Raw genomic sequence first — 18,149 nt, forward strand, 5'->3', positions numbered from 1 at the left:
TATCGTTTGAATTCGTTAAAATTTAGATAGTACTAAAAAACATGAATTCAATGAGGGGGCTATATTATGCAAACCGTCTTTGATCTTACAACAAAAACAGGAGATATAGTAACACGATTACCAGAAACAAGTACAATTTTAAAACAATATAAAATAGATTTTTGCTGCGGGGGTAACCGGCCAATTGGAGAAGTTATTGTCGAGAAAAACTTAAATGGTGCCGATGTTTTAGACCAATTAAACAATGCCTTATTAAAATCATTAGAAAAGCCAATTATTACATTGGAGGAAATGACAAATGGTGAATTGATCGATCATATTATCTCAACACATCATGATTATTTGAACGAGCTATTACCAGAGCTAAGTCGCTTTACTACAAAGGTATTACGTGTGCATGGAAGTCATAGTCCTGAATTGGCTAAAATTCATAAACTGTTTCACACTTTAAAGACAGAGCTTGAACAGCATACGATTGATGAAGAAATGAATGTTTTTCCGTTAATTAAAGCTTACGATGAAAACCCGACGAGTGAGTTAATGAATAAGTTATCTGTAAAAATTGAAGAGCTAGAATCGGAGCATGAAGGAGCTGGAGACCTTTTAAGACAACTTCGAGAAGTGACTAGTGATTATAAGGCTCCAGAGTGGGCGTGCATGACCTATCAATTAACATTCCAGAAACTAGAAGGCCTAGAAAGTGACCTATTTGAACACATACATCTTGAAAATAATATTCTTTTTCCTAGAGTCATTAAACAGTTAAAGGAGGCAAACTAAGATGGCGATGCAACAATTAGGCTGCATGAGTGGCATGATGATAAAGGAAGCGGGAGAACTATGTCCTGGACTTGAACAATTGAAAAAAGAACACATTCCTCTAACACAGCAAATGGAAGACTTTTTCGAGCTTACTCAAGTAATTGAAGGGAATGATAAGGCTGCTACAATAGAAACGCTTCAGCAGCTTTACAAACAAGTCACTTCATTTGTCACCGAACTCGAACCTCATTCTGAGCGAGAAGAGGGAATCGTTTTCGAAATGGTTGCCAAATATATTGGTCGTGAAAATGGACCGATTGTTGTCATGGAATATGAACATAACCAAGCGAAAGAAAATTTGAAACAGTTTATGGCGAAGGTAGAACAAATGGGTGAGACAGCGACTCCTAATGAAATTAGATCAATTGCGAATCATGCTGCTACTGCCTACTTCATTTTGTCAGAACATTTTATGAAAGAAGAAAACGTTCTGTTTCCATTAGCAGAGCAACTGCTTTCATCACAAGAAAAGCAAGAATTAACTAAAAAATTAAATTGATTTAGTCATTCAAAGGCAGACTGTATAAGTCTGTCTTTTTGCATTTAACAGAACTTAATTAACGTTTAAGGTACGACTATCTTTAAATAAAAATAACAACTTCAAACAGTTTGCAGGTTTATTAAAAAGGATAAGGAATAAATAAACAATGAAATATAAGCAGGAAGGTAAAAGGAGATAAGAATGAAAATTGTATTAGCACCAGACTCGTTAAAAGGCTCAATTTCTGCAAAGGACTTGTGTAGAGATATTGGCATAGGAGTGCGTAAGGTGATCCCAGATGCCCATTTGATTGAAGTTCCTATGGCAGATGGTGGCGAAGGGACGCTGGAGAATTTAATTCATGCTACAGATGGAATGATCGTTAATGTTAAGGCTTCTGATCCGCTAGGAAGAGTAATTCATTCAGCGTATGGAGTTCTCGGTGATAAAGAAACAGCTGTTATTGAGATGGCCCAAGCGTCAGGGCTCCCCTTACTCGCAAAAAGTGAAAGAAATCCTTTAGTTACTAGCAGTTTTGGCACTGGTGAACTCATTCTGCACGCGTTAGATCAAGGATATCGAAAGTTTATTATTGGCTTAGGCGGTAGTGCAACGAATGATGGCGGAGTAGGGATGCTGCGTGCCTTAGGGGTTAAATTTTATAACAAAAAAAACGAATTAATTACCAATGATGTCGGTAGCTTAATTGATTTAAATAAAATTGATCTTATACAGCTAGATTCAAGGGTCAAAAAGGCAAGCTTTGTTATAGCGAGTGATGTGTCAAATCCACTCTGTGGACCAAATGGCGCTTCTTTTATTTTTGGCCCACAAAAAGGAGCAACACCTGAAATGGTTAAACTATTAGATCAATGTTTGTATCAATATGGCAGGATCATAAATCAATTATTTTCTATTAATATCCACTCTACACCTGGCGCTGGAGCTGCAGGTGGAATGGGTGCAGCTTTAATCGCATTTTTAGGTGCAAAAGTCATGTCAGGGATTAAAACGGTGATGGAAGTTACGAACTTTAATGATGTCATTGCAGGAGCAGACATAATCATTACTGGGGAAGGAAAGCTAGACGAACAAACGCTTTCGGGTAAGGTTATTTCTGGTGTTTGTAACTCGGCCCAAAATCATAATATACCCGTCATTGCCCTTTGTGGCAGTAACGAGTTGACGGCAAAACAGCTAGACGAGCTAGGACTTGCAGCAGCATTTCCAATCGTTTCTGGTCCATGTTCAGTGGAAGAGGCGATTTCCTTAGTCCATCCATTGGTGCAAAATATTACCGAACAAATGATGCGAACGTATCAGTTAGGAAAAAGGAGTAAGTAAGTGTCTATAGTAAATCAAAAAAGATGCTGGATTTAGAATTCAGCATCTTTCATTACATATGTATGGTGGAGCATAGGGGGCTCGAACCCCTGACCTCTACGCTGCCAGCGTAGCGCTCTCCCAGCTGAGCTAATGCCCCTTGTTGTAATTAAGATAATTATAGCTACTCTAATAATTATTTTCAACTAAAAAATCCATTCGATAATAGCCCAAGCAACCCCTGCGATCACCGCAACGATTAATGCACTTAAAACATTTTCTTTTGTAAACTTTTTATGTTTTACAAAGTCAAAAATAATCCACCCGAAAAAAATTGCGATAGCGAACAGTAACGCATCATACATTTGATCAACCTCCTACCAACTATGCTTATTTTAACAGAAAATCGGTGCCCTAGAAAGTTTACTATTTCTTTTCTATGTAACTATATAGCACGAAATAACGACTTATTATTCAGAACCAGTTTAGGAGGACATTAAATGGTAAACGAGTTCCATATCAGAAAAGTGAGTAGTAACGACATACCAGAGCTTCTTAATTTAATGAACATGTACATTGTTGACTTTTACAAACGAGAGAAACCTAACGAATTTAATTTAAGAGCGCTCATTCAGCATTTACTTGATCATCCTGCAAGTGGTCTCCAATTCGGTGCTGAAGATCAGAATGGGAGGTTGATTGGTTTTGCTACAATGTATTTCACATTTAGTACGTTGAATGTAAAGCGACAAGCTATTCTTAATGATCTTTTTGTCATCCCAGAAGCTAGAGGGTGGGGAAGCGTTATTCCAAACCTGCTTAAACTATATTCGGGAGAATGATTTCTCTTCCATGACTTGGGAAACAGCACAGGATAATATAGCCGCACAATCCCTCTATGAAAAAATGGGAGGTCAGCGATCAGAGTGGATAGTTTATGAAATTAGTTGATATTGTATTAAAAGCCGTAAAACATATGTTTTACGGCTTTTAACGTGCTATGGGTAAAACAAGAATATAGGCTTTGTTAATTGAACTACGTTGATTAGGACACAGGTGTGTGAAATGTTTATTTTACACGCTTTTCAAGAATACTTTAACAGTCCCCTAAAAAAATTATTCTTTTACCCCCTAAAAATAAAAACACCTTCCGTATAGCTGTGGGAAAGCTGCTTTCAGTAGAAAAAGATTTTTTATATGTACATAGTTTGTGAGGTGCCTCATGTTAAAAGGTAGAAAAATGTTGTTTTGTTTGCTTGCGGGTTTGTTAGTTGTGACTGGATGCTCATCCGCTTCATCAACAACACCAGAACAAGTCCAAGAAGAAAGTGAACAAATCTTCTTTGAAAATATGGATGCAGGAATTAAAATCTATGAAGCTCCTAACTGGACGTTAGAGCAAGAAGTTTTTTCAAAAAATTTAAATGCCACGTTCAAGTACGAGACGTTAAAAGCGATTGTCTCTGTTATTCCTAGTGAAAAAACAATGGAGCAAATCAAAACGGAACTTCAATTAGGTGATGGACTCATAACAGTCCTCGACGAGAATGATAATTTTTTCTCATTTCATACGAACCAAAAAGAAAGTATTCGGTCGGATCTATTCTTAGATCATGATTACGGAAAAACGTTAATCGTAACCTTTATGTCCCCTTCAGAAGACTTTTCTAGCTACCGTGGGGAAATAGAACAATTTAAAGAAAATATTAAACTTACTCAGTAAGAGTGGATAGAGAAAGGAAGAGTTTTATGAAAAAAATACTTTGTACTCTAGTAGCAGGTTCATTTTTAATTGGTGGAGCTGTAAATGCTGAAGAAAATGTAGTATTACAGGATGTAGTTAAAACAAATCCACAAACAACGCAAAATGAAGAAATCGATATCATCGAAGTTGATGATGTAGTTGAGGAAGACAGCGTATTAGAAACTGACTTTGAACTAGTAGAATTTGTTGATATCTTTCAATCGACTTTAGTAGACTTAACTGATAGTGAGAAAGATAGATTAAGATTATTAATTGAGTTTGTAGCTAACACGAATGTTCAATTAGAAAATCTTCTTCTACAAGGACAATTTGAGCAAGCTGCAATTTTGTTTGAGAATTACAACGAAAAGCTAGAATACATCAATGAGCTAATCCAGAATAAACAAGATGCTATTGAAGAAGCAGAAGAAAACATTGAAGAAGATCAAGCAAAAGAAGATGAAGTAAAAGATGAAGACGAAATTAAAGATGAAGATGAAATTAAAGATGAAGATGAAATTAAAGATGAAGATGAGTTAAAAGATATCGAAGAAGAAATTTCTGAAAAAACGTCAATGCGTGGAGTAAATTTACTAGCGCTATTAGAGCGTGATGATTTACCCGAACAAGCGAAAGAAGGAATCAGAAAAGCGCTTGCTAACCAAGCAAAAGCAGATGCAAACCGTCAAAGAGCACAAGAACGTAAGGAGCTTCGTAAAGCAGAAAGAGAAGATAGAATTGCAGAAGAGATTGAATTAGAAGAAGAATTGCAATCAGAAGAAGTGTCTAATGAAGAAGAAGTAACAGCTCCTAAGAAAGAAAAAGTGAAAGAGCCAAAACAAAAAGATAAAAAGAATAATGAAAATATGAAAAAGGGTCAAGAAAGAGCGGAACAAGCTAGACAAAAAGCAGAACAAAAAGCTAATCAAGCTAAAGAAAACGCAAAGCAAAAAGCAGAACAAGGCCAAAAACGCGGACATGAAGCTAAGGAACCAGGGCAAAGCCGTGGGCAAGACGCTAAAGAAAAAGGCCAAGGAAACTCAAACGGGAACGGAAATGGTAATGGCAATGGGAACGGTGGAAGGCCTTAATAGGTAGCTTTAAGATGGACTGACTCAGATGAAGTGTTATGCACACCTCGAAGAGACGCTGACACTAAAAGAGTCAGTCTTTTTTTCTAACATACTACGGAGGGCTCCAGTCCATACGTCGCTAAACGGCCGCTTCCACTTTTCTTTGTCTAGTTGCAGGCGTCATCGGCTCGAGGTCGCTTCGGTCCATCAAACGTGTCCGAAAAAAGGACACTTTTTGCTGGCCCTCCAGCGCTTGTCGCCGATAAGCTGACGCCTTCCACTTTTCTACCACTTTACCGGTGGTTGAATTTAGCGTATGCTTATCGACATATATAGTAGTGGTTTTATTGGAGAAGGTGTATCGATCATGGAGAGTTCCAAACTAAAAAACTTCCTTGCACAAGCAAATACGGGGAATGATATTGCACGTGAGCAATTAATTCGTCATTATAAACCATACATTCTCAACGTGACTGGCCACGTTTGTAAGAGGTTTATCACGTGGAGTGATGAGGAGTCTAGTATTGCCTTAATTGCTTTTAATCGTGCGATCGATACGTTTTCTGAAGAAGGTGGCCGCACTTTTCAAAATTATGTCTACTTACTCATTAAAAGAGATTTAATAGACTATTTTAGAAAAGAACAAAAGGAAGCCCATTTATCCCTTACTTTAAGTGACTCAGAACACGATATACCTGAACTGAACTTCGAAAATGATCAAGCAATTGAAAAGTATGAGGAAATGGTACAAACGCACGATCTAGTTGATGAAATCTTGGAGTTAGATCAGAAGCTAAGAGAATATAAGATTTCATTTGAAGAACTCGAACAATATTCACCTAAACATGAAGATACCCGGCTGTCATTATTTGAAATGGCCGCTACGTTTACTAGTGATGATGAGTTTGTTGAAAGCCTAATACGAAAAAAGCAACTTCCAATTGGTCCGTTTGCTAAAAAGACAGGGTATAAACGAAAGACGATAGAACGTCATCGCAAATATGTGATAACACTCATCCTAATTAAATTAAATCCACAATGGCTTCACCTCACAGAATATATTAAGGGAACTCAAGAATAAGGGGGGAAATAAAGATGGAGACGATCAAAGGTACTGTGGTTAAAGTGACCGAACAACAGATTGTTTTATTAACGACTGATGGTAAATTTAAGAATATTCCACGATCTCCTTCGGAGGTGCCACTCATAGGACAATCGTTTACACATATAGAAAAGCCGAAAAGAACCATTCCAATATTCAAACTTGCATCAGTTGCAGCAGCCTTATTTTTAATTATCGTCACTTCCTTTATTTTTCCCCTAAGTGGAAAAGGTGAAGAAGTGTATATTATTTCACTTGATATTAATCCTAGCTTTGAGCTTGGAACGGATCGTCATTTACAGGTTACTCGAGCAGAAGGATTGAATGAACAGGGATTGGAGATTGTACAGACCCTGGACTGGAACGAAAACTTATATGTGGTAATAGACGAGATCATTGATCTAACAATTGAAGCAGGCTATATTGAAAAGCAAGTAGAGCCATTGGTTGTCACATCAGTTATTCCCTTACAGGAAGCTTCAGATCAATTGATTGATGACTTAAAAGATGCTATAGATACATCATTAGGAAAAAATCATGCGACTGTACCAGTTACGATTTCCCTAGATGAAAAAGAGGTTTATGACGAAGCCAAGCAATCTAATTTGCCAGTTAATTATTATAAACAATACAAGCAGTTAGAAAAGCGAGGAATTGTTAAAAATAAAGAGGAGATCAAAGGAAAAACGATCTCAGAGTTAAAGAGAATGGAAAATCAGCCGAAAAACGAACGAGCAAAGGAAAGATCTCAATCGTCTAAGTCTTATGAACAGAAAAAAGAGAACGACAAACAAAATAAGGGGAATTCAGATAACAAGAAACCTGCTAAAGAGCAAAAACAACAGGATAACTCAAATAGAGGAAAAGCCCCTGAAAATAAGGGCCAGGCCCCTGAAAAAGCACCAAGCAACGCTGGGAAGTCATCAGAGAACAAAGGCAATGCACCAAGTAACAAAGGGAATTCATCGAGTAATAGCGATAGTAATGGTAATGGAAAATCCCCAGCAAACAACGGAGCTGAACGACAAGAAATTAAGGGACCAGCAACACCTTCTGGACAGCAAAATCAACAAGAACGACCAGGTGCGTCAAAATCAAATCAAGCACCGCAAAATAACAATGGCAACCGCCCATAATACTCATTATGGTGCCAGGCACCTTTCAGGTGCCTGGCACCATTTTTTCATTTCATCTTTTGTTATAATGGTGGAGAGATGTTTGAACGTTAGAAAATAAAGGAGTGTCTTAGATGATTTTTATTGACCCGAAATCGCAAAGTAGGAAAGAAAATTATCAAATCTTAAGTAGTGCCGTCATTCCTCGCCCGATCGCTTTTGTTACTTCTCAAAATGAAGAAGGAGTCGTAAACGCAGCGCCGTTTAGCTTCTTTAACGTTATCACAGCAGAGCCGCCATTAATTTCAATATCAGTAGGCCGTAGAAACGGCGAGACCGTTAAGGATACGGGAAGAAATATTTTAAAAGGCAAAGAGTTCGTTGTGCATTTGGTGGATGAAGCAATCGTTGACCAAATGAATCAAACCTCTGCGGAGTACCCTTCAAATGTAAGTGAGGTAAAAGAAACGGGGTTAACCTTAACAGAAAGTAAAGTAGTAAGGGTTCCAAGTATTAAAGAAGCAAAAATTCGAATGGAATGCAGTTTGCACCAAGCAATTGCTCTCGGAACGGAAGAAGAAGCGAGTTGCGATTTGCTTATAGGAGAAGTAGTTATGTTTCATCTTGCAGATGATATTTTTGCAGATGGAAAAGTCAGCGCCAATGCGAGTCAATTGGTTAGCCGGCTTGGTGGGGCAGAATACGCACGCCTCACAGACGTATTTAGTCTGCAAAGGCCAGTAAAATAAATCTGAAAACCGCCGAACTGGCGGTTTTTTTTAATATTCAGTGCCAGGCACCTTTATTACAACACAGTGATAAAGGTGCCTGGCACCATAATGTATAAGAATACGAAAGCTAGAAGAAAATAATTCATAAAGTAGTAAAAATTATATTAAATTGTAGTTTACAACAAGAAAGCAGCTAAGGTGAGTCAAGATGAAGCCAAAAAAAATGAAAATAAAGCCTCTATCCTCCCTAATCAATATAAAGAAACATGAAAATGAGAAACCACAAAACGTTGAAAATGGAATTAGCATAAATAAACCCATTTTTGCTGATTTAAAAGAGAATATTGAAGAAATAAACACAATGATGGGTAATAGTAGTGACCTCATTATCCGTGATTTCATACGAACAAGAGAACCATTAGTAAAAGGAGCAGTTATCTATCTTAAGGGAATTGTTGATGAAAAGCTTGTCAGTGATTTCATAGTTAAAGCGCTGATTGAAGAACCAATCGATAGTGATATCCAGCCCGAACGCTCCATGGAAAGTTTATTACAATTTATTGAGAGCCAAATCCTTACAGTTGCTAATATTAAGTTTGCAGATGATTGGGATTCAATTATTCATGACCTTTTATCTGGGATGACGATTTTATTTATCGATGGGGCTAACCGAGCTCTGGTTGGAGGAACAGTAGGGGGAGAGAAACGATCAGTAGAGGAGCCGACTTCCGAAATTACGATTCGTGGTCCAAAGGATGGGTTTACAGAAACGATTAGTACTAATATTGCGTTAATAAGAAGGCGTTTAAGAAGTCCGCACTTAAGAGTTGAAATGTTACAAGTTGGTACAGTTAGTCAAACCGATGTAGCTATCGTGTATTTAGAAGGGATCGCAAACGAAAAGATTGTAAAAGAAGTAAGAGACCGACTAAATCGTATCGAAATTGATGAGATATTAAGTTCAGGAAATATTGAAGAATTAATTCAGGATCATAATTTCACTATTTTTCCAACCGTTTTTAATACAGAACGGCCGGATATTGTAGCTAATACAATTTCAGATGGCAGAGTAACGATTATCGTCGATGGAACACCATTTGTTCTTATTGTACCAACGAGTTTCTCACAATTTTTTAAAGCAGCAGAAGACTATTATCAACGCTATGATTTATCGACACTTATTAGAATTCTAAGATATGTTGCTTTTACATTGGCGATGTTAGGGCCTTCAATTTATATTGCTTTGATTACTTTTCATCAAGATTTGATTCCAACAACATTGGTTATAAGCTTAGCTGCGCAACGAGAAGGAATTCCTTTCCCAGCTTTTATTGAAGCTTTTATAATGGAAGCCACGTTTGAAATCTTACGGGAAGCGGGTGTTAGGATGCCGCGTGCCATTGGTCAAGCGGTTTCTATTGTAGGTGCTTTAGTTATTGGACAAGCTGCCGTTCAAGCAGGTATCGTTTCAGCTGCCATGGTTATCGTTGTTGCTGGAACAGCGATCGCAAGTTTTACGACGCCTGCATACAACTTGGCTGTAGCTGGACGTATTTTACGATTTGTGATGATGGTATTTGCTGCAACGATGGGGTTATACGGAATTATGATTGGTCTTATTATGCTTGTCGCCCATTTAAGCAGCTTAAGGTCATTCGGAGTCCCTTATTTAGCCCCGTTTGCACCATTAAATCTTGAAGATCAAAAAGACGGATTGTTTCGTTTCCCGCTTTGGGCGAGCAGGAAACGCCCAAGTTTAATTAGTCAAAAAAGAACAGTAAGGATGAAACAAGGAATGAAACCAGCACCACCTAATGCAAAGGATGAGTCTCCAGATGCGTAAAAAAGATGTTGTCACAGTGCTGTTTACAGTTTCCTTTCTTTTAACTGGATGTTGGAACGCACAGGAACTTACTGATCTTTCATTAATATCAGCTGTTGGAATTGATAAAACCGATCAAGGGGAATTTAATGTTTCATTTCAAATTATTAATGCTGGAGAGGTGGCAACTGGACAGGAAGGAGGACAGCGAAATGCAGTAACAACCATTGTCTATTCCTCACCTGGTCAAACCGTTTTTGAAGCCATTCGCAGGACGACAAAAAAAGTACCAAGAAAAATTTACTTTCCACACACGAGTTTGATTGTCATTAGCGAACAATTTGCAAAAGAAGAAGGGATCGATAAACTCATTGATTGGTTTGAACGTGATCACGAATTTCGCACAAATATTCAAGTTGTTATTGCAAGAAACATAACAGCTGAAGAAATTCTCATGATTCAATCACCTGTTGAAAGAATTGCAGCCAAAAAAATTACAAATGAGATCGAGACATCAGAGAGGGTGTGGGGAGAAAATATCGTCACTGAAATTGATGATGTTATTCAGGCTTTAGTGAGTAAGGGGAAAGAAATAACGATGAGTGGCGTTACTCTTGTAGGCGATATAAAGCTTGGGGGTACAATGGATAATTTACAGGAATCGTATCCACCTGCTTCACTAGAACTTAATGGTCTTGCTCTATTTAAAGATGGACGATTAATTCGATGGTTGGAAGGGAGAGAAGCACGAGGTACTAGTTGGGTGTTAGACCGTATCCAAAGCACAATTGTAAATCTAGACTGTAACGGAAAAACAGATGCCATTGCAATTGAAGTCATTCGCTCTCAAACCAATGTTCAGGCAAATATTGTAGAAGGTAAGCCAGAATTTAAGGTCATAATAGATGAGGAAGGAAACATTGCTGAAGCCGATTGTTCGATAGATATCTCTAGTTTTGAAGTTATTAATCAATTAGAACAACAGCTTTCAGCGAGAATTAAAGATGAGGCACTAAGCGTAATTCAGGTAGCTCAACAAGAAAAAGCTGATATTTTGGGTTTTGGTAACGTTGTTGAAAGACAATTTCCTCACGATTGGGATAAATATGAAAATGAGTGGTCAAAAATTTTTTCTACAGTTGAAGTCGATGTTGAAGTGAACGCTTTTATTCGGCGGTCAGGGATGAGAATAAATTCTTTTCGTAACTAGCTGATTTAACTGTTGAAAGGGGGGTGGGAATGTGGAAAATGCAAAAATAAATGCTTTTCAATTATTTGTTTTGATCGTTCTCTTTGAGTTAGGGAGTGCGATGGTTTTGGGTGTTGGAAGCGCTGCAGAACAAGATGCATGGATAGTAGTATTACTTGGAATGAGTGCAGGGATCATCCTATTTTTTGTTTATTATTATTTATATAAACAGTACCCTACACTTCCGTTAACGGATTATCTACAACTGATTTTAGGGAAATATCTAGGGTGGACGATCGGATTATTCTATGTAATCTATTTTCTTTACATTGGAACGAGAGTGTTAAGGGATTTTGGCGATCTTTTACTATCTTCAACATTACCTGAAACCCCTCTATTTGTAATTAATTTATTAATGATTTGTGCGATTGCATATGTGCTTTATCTTGGCATTGAAGTTTTAGCTAGAACTGGTGAATTTTATCTACTTTTCCTTCTTTTTATTGGTTTCGTAACAAATATATTAATTTTCTTTGCAGGAATTTTTGAGATTGATAATTTACTTCCTATTTTAGGGGGTGGGTTGAAACCTGTTATTAATCATACATTTCCAACCGTTTTTACTTTCCCGTTTGGGGAAATGATTGTTTTTACGATGCTGCTCCCATACTTAAATCAACAAAAAACAGCGTTTAAAGTAGCGATTTCTGCATTAACTTTTAGCGGAGTTGTCCTTGCGTATTCAGCGTGTGTAATTATTGCTGTATTAGGAGCGGATATCGCTAGCCGGTCTACGTTTCCGTTATTAGCAGCTGTTGGAAAAATAAGAGTTGCTGATTTTTTAGAACGATTAGATGCACTAGTTGTTGTAACGTTGGTGATTGGAATGTTTTTTAAAATAGCTCTTTTTATTTACGTTGGTGTTATTGGGATTAAAAGGTTGTTTAATGTCAAAAACCATCAAAAACTAGTTTTTCCGATTGGAATTATTATTCTATTTGGTTCGTTAGGGATTGCGGGAAATTTTTCAGAGCATATGGAAGAAGGCCTTAATTTAGTTCCTTATTATTTACATTTGCCGTTTCAAGTTTACATACCTTTAGTGTTAGCATTTCTTGTTCTTATTCGGAAGAAATTATTTAGTAAAAATCATTCCGTAAATCAGCATTTACAGTAAAATAAAATTAACTTTTCTTTTTAAAGATTTGTCTGTAATAGTATTGTATAGGGATAGCGATGGAAATTAATAGTAATATCAAAAGAACGGTAAATTCTCCTGGATCCATGACCCAGAAAGGGTTTAAGACATTTACTAAACTTTGGTTTAAAGGAATTCCTAATAATAAATCGATTGAAATAAGAACAAGAGTCATAGCAACTAAAAATAAAAAAAAAATCAGTAAGAGCTTAGTCATCCTAACTATCGCCTCTCCTATTTTCTAATGATTAGGTTCTTCAATTATTGTTTCATTACTAAAAAATATTATGAGTTCCCTTTCGAAATTTCGGTCTAATCGCACTTATGTATAGAAGAGAACACTATACCCGTTATTTTAGCCTAAAATAGAAACAGAGCGTGATTATATGTGTGTGTGATAAAGTGTGATGTTATTTGAAATGGTGGGTTTAATCTCTACACTGTAACTAGACCTTTATCATCTTTCTAAATTTCAGTATGAAAAATTCACTTATTCCTTTTCGTAAGTTGAGCATAATAAGTCAGGACTTTATTGAGATGGAGGGTGAAAGGTGAAACAGCGGTTAATCAAACTAGTCACTTTTTTATTGGTCTTAGGCATTGGCTTTAGTGGAACTTGGCAGGAAAAAGCGTATGCTAATGAAATGGGTAATGAAGTGAGAGTCGCAGTGGACATATTGGTTAATTCAGAATGGGTCAGAAAACATAAAGATGCTGTAAAACTTATTGACACTCGAAAAGAAGGCTACGATGAGGGACACATCCCTGGAGCTTTGCAATTCCCGTATACCGAACTACAGGATCCACATCATCCGATCGAGGATTACCTTATCTCAAAAAAGCAATTCCAAAAAGAGATGAGAAAGCTCGGGGTAAGAAATGACCAGACAGTTGTCGTATACGACGATGGCAGCAGTCCATATGCAGCTAGATTATTTTTTGCGCTAGAATATTACGGCCATGAAGACGTACGCTTGCTTGATGGCGGTTTAAAAGCGTGGCTTGATAGTGGCAATGAATTAACAAAGGACGTATATGAAACCAAAAAAGGAAACTTTAAAGCACAACCAAAAGAAACGCTCATCGTCGATAAATCCTTTGTAAAGGATGCAATTGGAAAAGACAATACAGTCCTTCTTGATGTTCGATCTCCTGAAGAGTACCGCGGGGAAGATATTCGTGCGAAAAGAGGAGGGCACATTCCTACAGCTGTCAACTTGGAGTGGAAGGAAGCATTGCAACTAAAAGGAGTTCCATATTTTAAGCCTCTTCATCAACTTGAGGAGCAATTTAACCAAATAAGAGTTACCCCAGACAAAACTGTCATTATCTACTGTCATACGGCCTTACGTTCCTCCCACACCTATTTCGTATTACGATTACTAGGATTTGAGCAGCTGCACGTTTATGAAGGGTCTTGGGCAGAGTGGGGTAACGATCCTGATACACCTATTGATCAACCTTAAACTTAAATAAATGGAAGCAAAGAAGCCACGCTCTTCATGCGGTGGCTTCTTTAAGTTTGTAGGAATTAATAAGAGGTGATAGTACATGTTCCATAAAAATAGCACCAAAAATTTCAATAAAAGAAGAAAACTGCTCTAAGCAGAGAATTAGTACATCTATTTATCAAAAAATGGAAGGTGTACAAAAAAGAGACTTGGTACGATAATTGCCCAGTAAAAGGAAAAAGTGTGTGCTAACAAAAGTATCAGCTCAAATTACTTAAATTTAAGTAAAAATCCTCAATACACAACAATCGACTAGCTACTACTTCATAAAAAATCCTCCTTTTCAAAATATTTTTAGTAAATCATGGAAAAAAATAATTGCAAAACTAATACTATTAGTTATAATAAAACTAATGGTATTAGTTTTTAAAGATGAGGAGAGATTGCGATGAGAATAGTACGAGAGGGTTCAGTTTATCAACTGTCGTTTATGCCACGTTTTTTTCCTGTTAATTGTTACTTTGTTGAAGAAGAAGATGGTTTAACATTAATTGATGCTGCTCTGCCGTTTAGTTATAAAGCGATCCTGAAAGCTGCAGGTGATATGGAAAAGCCAATTCAACGGATCCTCTTGACTCACTCTCATGATGATCATGTAGGCGCACTCGATCGCTTAAAAGCCGCTCTTCCTCATGTGCCTATATATATTTCGGAACGGGACTCAAAAATTTTATCGGGTGACCTAACGCTTGAACCAGAAGAACCGCAGACCCCGATACGCGGTGGTGTACCAAAAAAACTAAAAACACGAGCAGATATACTCCTAAAAGATGGAGATTGTATTGGTTCACTTCTAGCGATTGCAACTCCTGGTCACACACCTGGTCAGATGGCGTTTCTAGACACAAGAAGTAGAGCGATTATCGCTGGAGATGCCTTTCAGACGAGAACGGGAGTAACTGTAGCTGGTGAACTTAAACTAAGCTTTCCATTTCCAGCGCTAGCCACTTGGAGTAAATCATTAGCCGTTGAAAGTGCACAAAAACTATTGGATCAACAACCAACCTTGCTGGCCGTTGGTCACGGTGAAATGGTTAAAATGCCGACAGAGAAGATGAAACGAGCAATTGATGAAGCGAAACAAAGTATGGAAAGGAAAAAATTAAATGTCACCTAGAGTAGGATTAGATACAGAAACAGTTGTAAATGCAGCAATTGAAATGGCAGACGCAAAAGGAATAGAAGCTGTTACGATCGCAACATTAGCAAAAAAATTACAAATACGTCCACCTTCACTTTATAACCATATTACAGGGTTAGAGGAATTAAAGAAAAAAGTAGCGCTCTATAGTTTAGAGCAACTTTATAAAAGGCTTGAGACTGCTGCTCTTCATAAAAAGGGTGATGAAGCGATTAGAGCAATTTCTTATGCCTATGTTACCTATGTACGCTCTCATCCAGGCTTGTACGCAGCAAGCGTCCAACTACCTAATTTAAAAGATCCTGACATCCAATATATTGGCGACAAGATTGTAAAGCTTGTTCTCAAAGCACTATCCGATTATAGCTTAACAGAAGAAGAAGCGATTCATGGTGTACGTGGACTTCGCAGTATTTTACACGGCTTTGCCTCACTTGAACAAAGTGGCAACTTTGGTTTACCACTAGACATTGATGTAAGTTTAAAGCTTTTGATCGAAACTTTTATTAGAGGAATTCATTCCTTGGAAAACCAAAAATAAGACGACTCTTGTTAGGAGTAGTGTGGATGGAAGATTATAAATTAGTCACTGATTACAAACACAATGAGGCTTTAAGAGCGAGCTTTAATCGATTAGCAAAAAACACCTTTGGAATTGATTTTGAACGCTGGTATCAAAAGGGGTACTGGAATGATCGTTATATTTGCTATTCCTACGTAAAAGAAAAACAAATTATTGCTAATGTATCCGTTAATCTCATGGACTTAGTAGTAGACGGAAAACCAAAATGTGCCATACAAATTAGTACGGTGATGATCGATCCTCACTTCCGAAATCAAGGGCTGTCAAAGAATTTGATGGACCATGTGTTAGAAAAATATGAGGGGATTACAGATCTGATTTTTTTATTTGCAAATCAGTCAGTGCTCGACTTTTACCCAAAGTTCGGCTTTAAAAGAATATCTGAAAGTCAATTTGAAATCGAAGTTGGTAATGAATTTGCACAGAGGGGAGTACCTCTACAAAAATTAGATCCATATAACACCGAAAACATGAAAAAAATCTTGAATACGTATAGGGAAAAAACATTTTTATCAAAGAAAATCGATGCAAAGAACGCCGAACACTTACTGACCTTCTATTGCTTATATGTGCTTCCAAACGATATATATTATATTGAAGAATTGGATACGATCATCATGTACAAACTGGAAAACAATCAGCTGAATTTATACAATATCGTTAGTATAAATGAAGTGAGTTTTCAGGACATTTTACCTCATATAAATATGAACCAAGTCGATAAAGTGAAATTTCAATTTACCCCTTCTTTTATGGATATTGAACCGAAAGTATCACCCTTTAAAACGAATGATGATGTATTATTTATCAAATCAAAAGAGGACGTTTTGACAGGGGCGTTTAAGTTTCCTTTAATTGCCCATGCATAAAGGAAAGCTAATTTTATTGACCGTAAAAAATTTTAGGCTAAACCCGCAGCATAAAGTAGTTGAAGGTTTAAACAAGACTGCAATTAAAAAAAGCCACCAATACTCGAACCATTTTGTTTTTATAGAATATGATAAAACTGATTAATGTTTGAGGAGGGGTTTATGTGGCAGAAAACGAAAAAAAGGTAACCGAAGAAAAAACAGATCGTCAGGAAGTACAAATGGATCCGTGGGATATGTTAGTATTTGGTCCTCCTAGGAAACCAGTAGCTCAACCTGAAAATGTAGAGAAGACAGAAAAACCAGCAGAAAAGAAGAAAAAGTAAATATATTAACGGTATAGTTTTAATACAATTAAAATAAAGACCATTACCTCGGCAGATTAATTCAGTTGAATTGAATCTGCTTTTTGTATGTTTATGTTACATCAATAACTTGTCCTATAAGTAAAGGCTGATCATAGTAGCTTAAAGAACTACTATTAATCAGCCTTTTTAAATTCGCTCAATTAGAGGAAAAACGGTAAAAATAACCCACCTAGCCCGAAGAATGGGAAGCGACGGCGTCTAAATCTGCGGAACCGTCTTGGATAACCGAAACCAGGCCCATACCCTGGCCCGTAACCAAATCCAGGTCCATATCCAAATCCTGGTCCATAACCTAACCCAGCGCCAAGGCCAGCTCCAAGTGCTCCAGCACCAAGAGCAGCAGCTCCTAACCCAAGTTGACGTGAATGACCGTGATGGTCATGCTGGTGACCGTCTCCCGTTTCCCCTGTCGGAATTAACATTGTAACTCCTTCGTGATCGACATGTTCAATAATTCCATCAATCGTTTCCCCGTCAATTGTTTGCAGCTGAACAAAGTGTAAGTGAAGGTTCATACACGTGTCGTGCATCTGTTTATTATGATCTTGGTGCCCTGCTGCTGTATGTGGGCCGTGAACCGTAGGGTGTGCCATGTGACCAGAGTAAGTGTGAGCACTCGGTTGTTGAGTCATGTGTCCTGTTCCATGTTGCATATGTCCGCTCGGTTGTTGAGTCATGTGGCTGTTCATATGAGAATGTTGCATTTACATAGCCTCCTTAATGTATTCACCCATATTCTATTCATTTCTTAGGCATTCGTTCATAATTTCATATAAGGACATAAGCCCAAACAAATGACATCTTTCTTGCATACAGTATGGTTGTAAGCATGAAATAAAATAAAGGAGTGAATTAACATGTCAGGTTACGGGTACACTGGAGGATTTGCGTTATTAGTTGTTTTATTCATCCTTCTAATCATCATCGGTGCTTCATACGTTGGTTATGGTTATTAATTAATCAATGAGGGTGACTCCAGGTCATCCTCTTTTTTTGTTCGCCCAGCATGGGCGAACTCTAACGGGTGAAAGTCCCGAGTACAACCTTGTAGCGGTAAGTACATAGCCAAAAGCAAGG

The 18,149-nt window shown here is 37.4% G+C and carries 22 protein-coding genes and 1 tRNA gene; 19 read left to right on the forward strand and 4 right to left on the reverse strand.

Annotation, left to right across the window (positions count from 1 at the left end; translation table 11 throughout):
- Positions 1 to 66 precede the first annotated feature (66 nt).
- From ric to GKP30_RS18555, 3 genes are all read left to right on the forward strand, one after another.
- Positions 67 to 780, forward strand: coding sequence for an iron-sulfur cluster repair di-iron protein (gene ric / locus GKP30_RS18545; RefSeq protein ID WP_216830957.1), 714 nt, complete (start codon positions 67 to 69; stop codon positions 778 to 780).
- Between the two features lies 1 nt (position 781).
- The gene (locus tag GKP30_RS18550) at positions 782 to 1,321 is read left to right on the forward strand and encodes a hemerythrin domain-containing protein (protein WP_236035198.1); all 540 of its coding nucleotides are present in this window, start codon (positions 782 to 784) and stop codon (positions 1,319 to 1,321) included.
- Positions 1,322 to 1,504: 183 nt separating this feature from the next.
- A complete protein-coding gene (locus GKP30_RS18555; RefSeq protein ID WP_216830958.1) occupies positions 1,505 to 2,647 on the forward strand; it encodes a glycerate kinase in 1,143 nt (380 codons plus the stop codon).
- Between the two features lie 63 nt (positions 2,648 to 2,710).
- On the opposite strand, the gene GKP30_RS18560 is transcribed toward GKP30_RS18555, so the two are convergent.
- Together GKP30_RS18560 and GKP30_RS18565 are read right to left on the reverse strand one after the other, a co-directional pair.
- A tRNA-Ala gene (locus GKP30_RS18560) sits at positions 2,711 to 2,786 on the reverse strand.
- 46 nt (positions 2,787 to 2,832) lie between these two features.
- Positions 2,833 to 2,991 (reverse strand): hypothetical protein, encoded by a 159-nt coding sequence (locus tag GKP30_RS18565; RefSeq protein WP_216830959.1) that lies wholly within the window; start codon positions 2,989 to 2,991, stop codon positions 2,833 to 2,835.
- A gap of 135 nt (positions 2,992 to 3,126) precedes the next feature.
- On the opposite strand from GKP30_RS18565, the gene GKP30_RS18570 reads away from it, so the two are divergent.
- The 10 genes from GKP30_RS18570 (at position 3,127) to GKP30_RS18610 (ending at position 12,579) form a co-directional block, all read left to right on the forward strand.
- The gene (locus GKP30_RS18570; protein WP_407928641.1) at positions 3,127 to 3,468 is read left to right on the forward strand and encodes a GNAT family N-acetyltransferase; all 342 of its coding nucleotides are present in this window, start codon (positions 3,127 to 3,129) and stop codon (positions 3,466 to 3,468) included.
- A complete protein-coding gene (locus GKP30_RS24055) occupies positions 3,389 to 3,577 on the forward strand; it encodes a GNAT family N-acetyltransferase (protein ID WP_407928639.1) in 189 nt (62 codons plus the stop codon). Before GKP30_RS18570 ends, GKP30_RS24055 begins: the two co-directional genes overlap by 80 nt.
- Positions 3,578 to 3,848: 271 nt before the next feature.
- Positions 3,849 to 4,349: a hypothetical protein gene (locus GKP30_RS18575; protein ID WP_216830960.1), complete on the forward strand. Its 501-nt coding sequence runs from the start codon at positions 3,849 to 3,851 to the stop codon at positions 4,347 to 4,349.
- Between the two features lie 26 nt (positions 4,350 to 4,375).
- Positions 4,376 to 5,461 (forward strand): hypothetical protein, encoded by a 1,086-nt coding sequence (locus GKP30_RS18580; protein WP_216830961.1) that lies wholly within the window; start codon positions 4,376 to 4,378, stop codon positions 5,459 to 5,461.
- A gap of 349 nt (positions 5,462 to 5,810) precedes the next feature.
- The gene (gene sigI / locus GKP30_RS18585; RefSeq protein ID WP_216830962.1) at positions 5,811 to 6,524 is read left to right on the forward strand and encodes an RNA polymerase sigma-I factor; all 714 of its coding nucleotides are present in this window, start codon (positions 5,811 to 5,813) and stop codon (positions 6,522 to 6,524) included.
- 14 nt (positions 6,525 to 6,538) lie between these two features.
- Entirely contained in the window at positions 6,539 to 7,681 is a 1,143-nt protein-coding gene (locus tag GKP30_RS18590) for an anti-sigma-I factor RsgI family protein (RefSeq protein WP_216830963.1), read from the forward strand.
- A gap of 113 nt (positions 7,682 to 7,794) precedes the next feature.
- Positions 7,795 to 8,409: a flavin reductase family protein gene (locus tag GKP30_RS18595; RefSeq protein WP_216830964.1), complete on the forward strand. Its 615-nt coding sequence runs from the start codon at positions 7,795 to 7,797 to the stop codon at positions 8,407 to 8,409.
- A gap of 190 nt (positions 8,410 to 8,599) precedes the next feature.
- Positions 8,600 to 10,234: a spore germination protein gene (locus tag GKP30_RS18600; protein WP_236035199.1), complete on the forward strand. Its 1,635-nt coding sequence runs from the start codon at positions 8,600 to 8,602 to the stop codon at positions 10,232 to 10,234.
- A complete protein-coding gene (locus tag GKP30_RS18605) occupies positions 10,227 to 11,423 on the forward strand; it encodes a Ger(x)C family spore germination protein (protein ID WP_216830965.1) in 1,197 nt (398 codons plus the stop codon). The genes GKP30_RS18600 and GKP30_RS18605 overlap by 8 nt, the downstream gene beginning before the upstream one ends.
- 31 nt (positions 11,424 to 11,454) lie before the next feature.
- Positions 11,455 to 12,579, forward strand: a complete 1,125-nt coding sequence (locus GKP30_RS18610) for a GerAB/ArcD/ProY family transporter (protein WP_216830966.1) — start codon at positions 11,455 to 11,457, stop codon at positions 12,577 to 12,579.
- A 7-nt stretch (positions 12,580 to 12,586) separates the two neighbouring features.
- Here GKP30_RS18610 and GKP30_RS18615 read toward each other — a convergent pair whose 3' ends face one another.
- Complete coding sequence (locus GKP30_RS18615) at positions 12,587 to 12,817, reverse strand: hypothetical protein (RefSeq protein WP_216830967.1); 231 nt, start codon at positions 12,815 to 12,817, stop codon at positions 12,587 to 12,589.
- Positions 12,818 to 13,151: 334 nt separating this feature from the next.
- Here GKP30_RS18615 and GKP30_RS18620 point away from each other — a divergent pair, with 334 nt between their 5' ends.
- The 5 genes from GKP30_RS18620 to GKP30_RS18640 all read left to right on the forward strand — a co-directional run bounded on the left by GKP30_RS18620 (position 13,152) and on the right by GKP30_RS18640 (position 17,030).
- Positions 13,152 to 14,066, forward strand: coding sequence for a sulfurtransferase (locus tag GKP30_RS18620; RefSeq protein ID WP_216830968.1), 915 nt, complete (start codon positions 13,152 to 13,154; stop codon positions 14,064 to 14,066).
- 433 nt (positions 14,067 to 14,499) lie between these two features.
- Positions 14,500 to 15,228, forward strand: coding sequence for an MBL fold metallo-hydrolase (locus tag GKP30_RS18625; protein ID WP_216830969.1), 729 nt, complete (start codon positions 14,500 to 14,502; stop codon positions 15,226 to 15,228).
- A complete protein-coding gene (locus GKP30_RS18630) occupies positions 15,218 to 15,793 on the forward strand; it encodes a TetR/AcrR family transcriptional regulator (protein ID WP_216830970.1) in 576 nt (191 codons plus the stop codon). The genes GKP30_RS18625 and GKP30_RS18630 overlap by 11 nt, the downstream gene beginning before the upstream one ends.
- A 26-nt stretch (positions 15,794 to 15,819) precedes the next feature.
- A complete protein-coding gene (locus GKP30_RS18635; protein WP_216830971.1) occupies positions 15,820 to 16,704 on the forward strand; it encodes a GNAT family N-acetyltransferase in 885 nt (294 codons plus the stop codon).
- A gap of 164 nt (positions 16,705 to 16,868) precedes the next feature.
- Entirely contained in the window at positions 16,869 to 17,030 is a 162-nt protein-coding gene (locus GKP30_RS18640) for a hypothetical protein (RefSeq protein WP_216830972.1), read from the forward strand.
- Positions 17,031 to 17,212: 182 nt separating this feature from the next.
- On the opposite strand, the gene GKP30_RS18645 is transcribed toward GKP30_RS18640, so the two are convergent.
- Positions 17,213 to 17,776 carry a hypothetical protein gene (locus GKP30_RS18645; protein WP_216830973.1) on the reverse strand — a complete coding sequence of 188 codons (564 nt, stop codon included), beginning with the start codon at positions 17,774 to 17,776 and terminating at the stop codon, positions 17,213 to 17,215.
- A gap of 153 nt (positions 17,777 to 17,929) precedes the next feature.
- On the opposite strand from GKP30_RS18645, the gene GKP30_RS18650 reads away from it, so the two are divergent.
- Positions 17,930 to 18,028 (forward strand): YjcZ family sporulation protein, encoded by a 99-nt coding sequence (locus GKP30_RS18650; RefSeq protein ID WP_216830974.1) that lies wholly within the window; start codon positions 17,930 to 17,932, stop codon positions 18,026 to 18,028.
- The last annotated feature ends 121 nt before the right edge of the window (positions 18,029 to 18,149 follow it).

Origin of the sequence: Alkalihalobacterium elongatum (assembly GCF_019024285.1) — a bacterium.
Lineage (GTDB): Bacteria > Bacillota > Bacilli > Bacillales > Bacillaceae_F > Alkalihalobacterium > Alkalihalobacterium elongatum.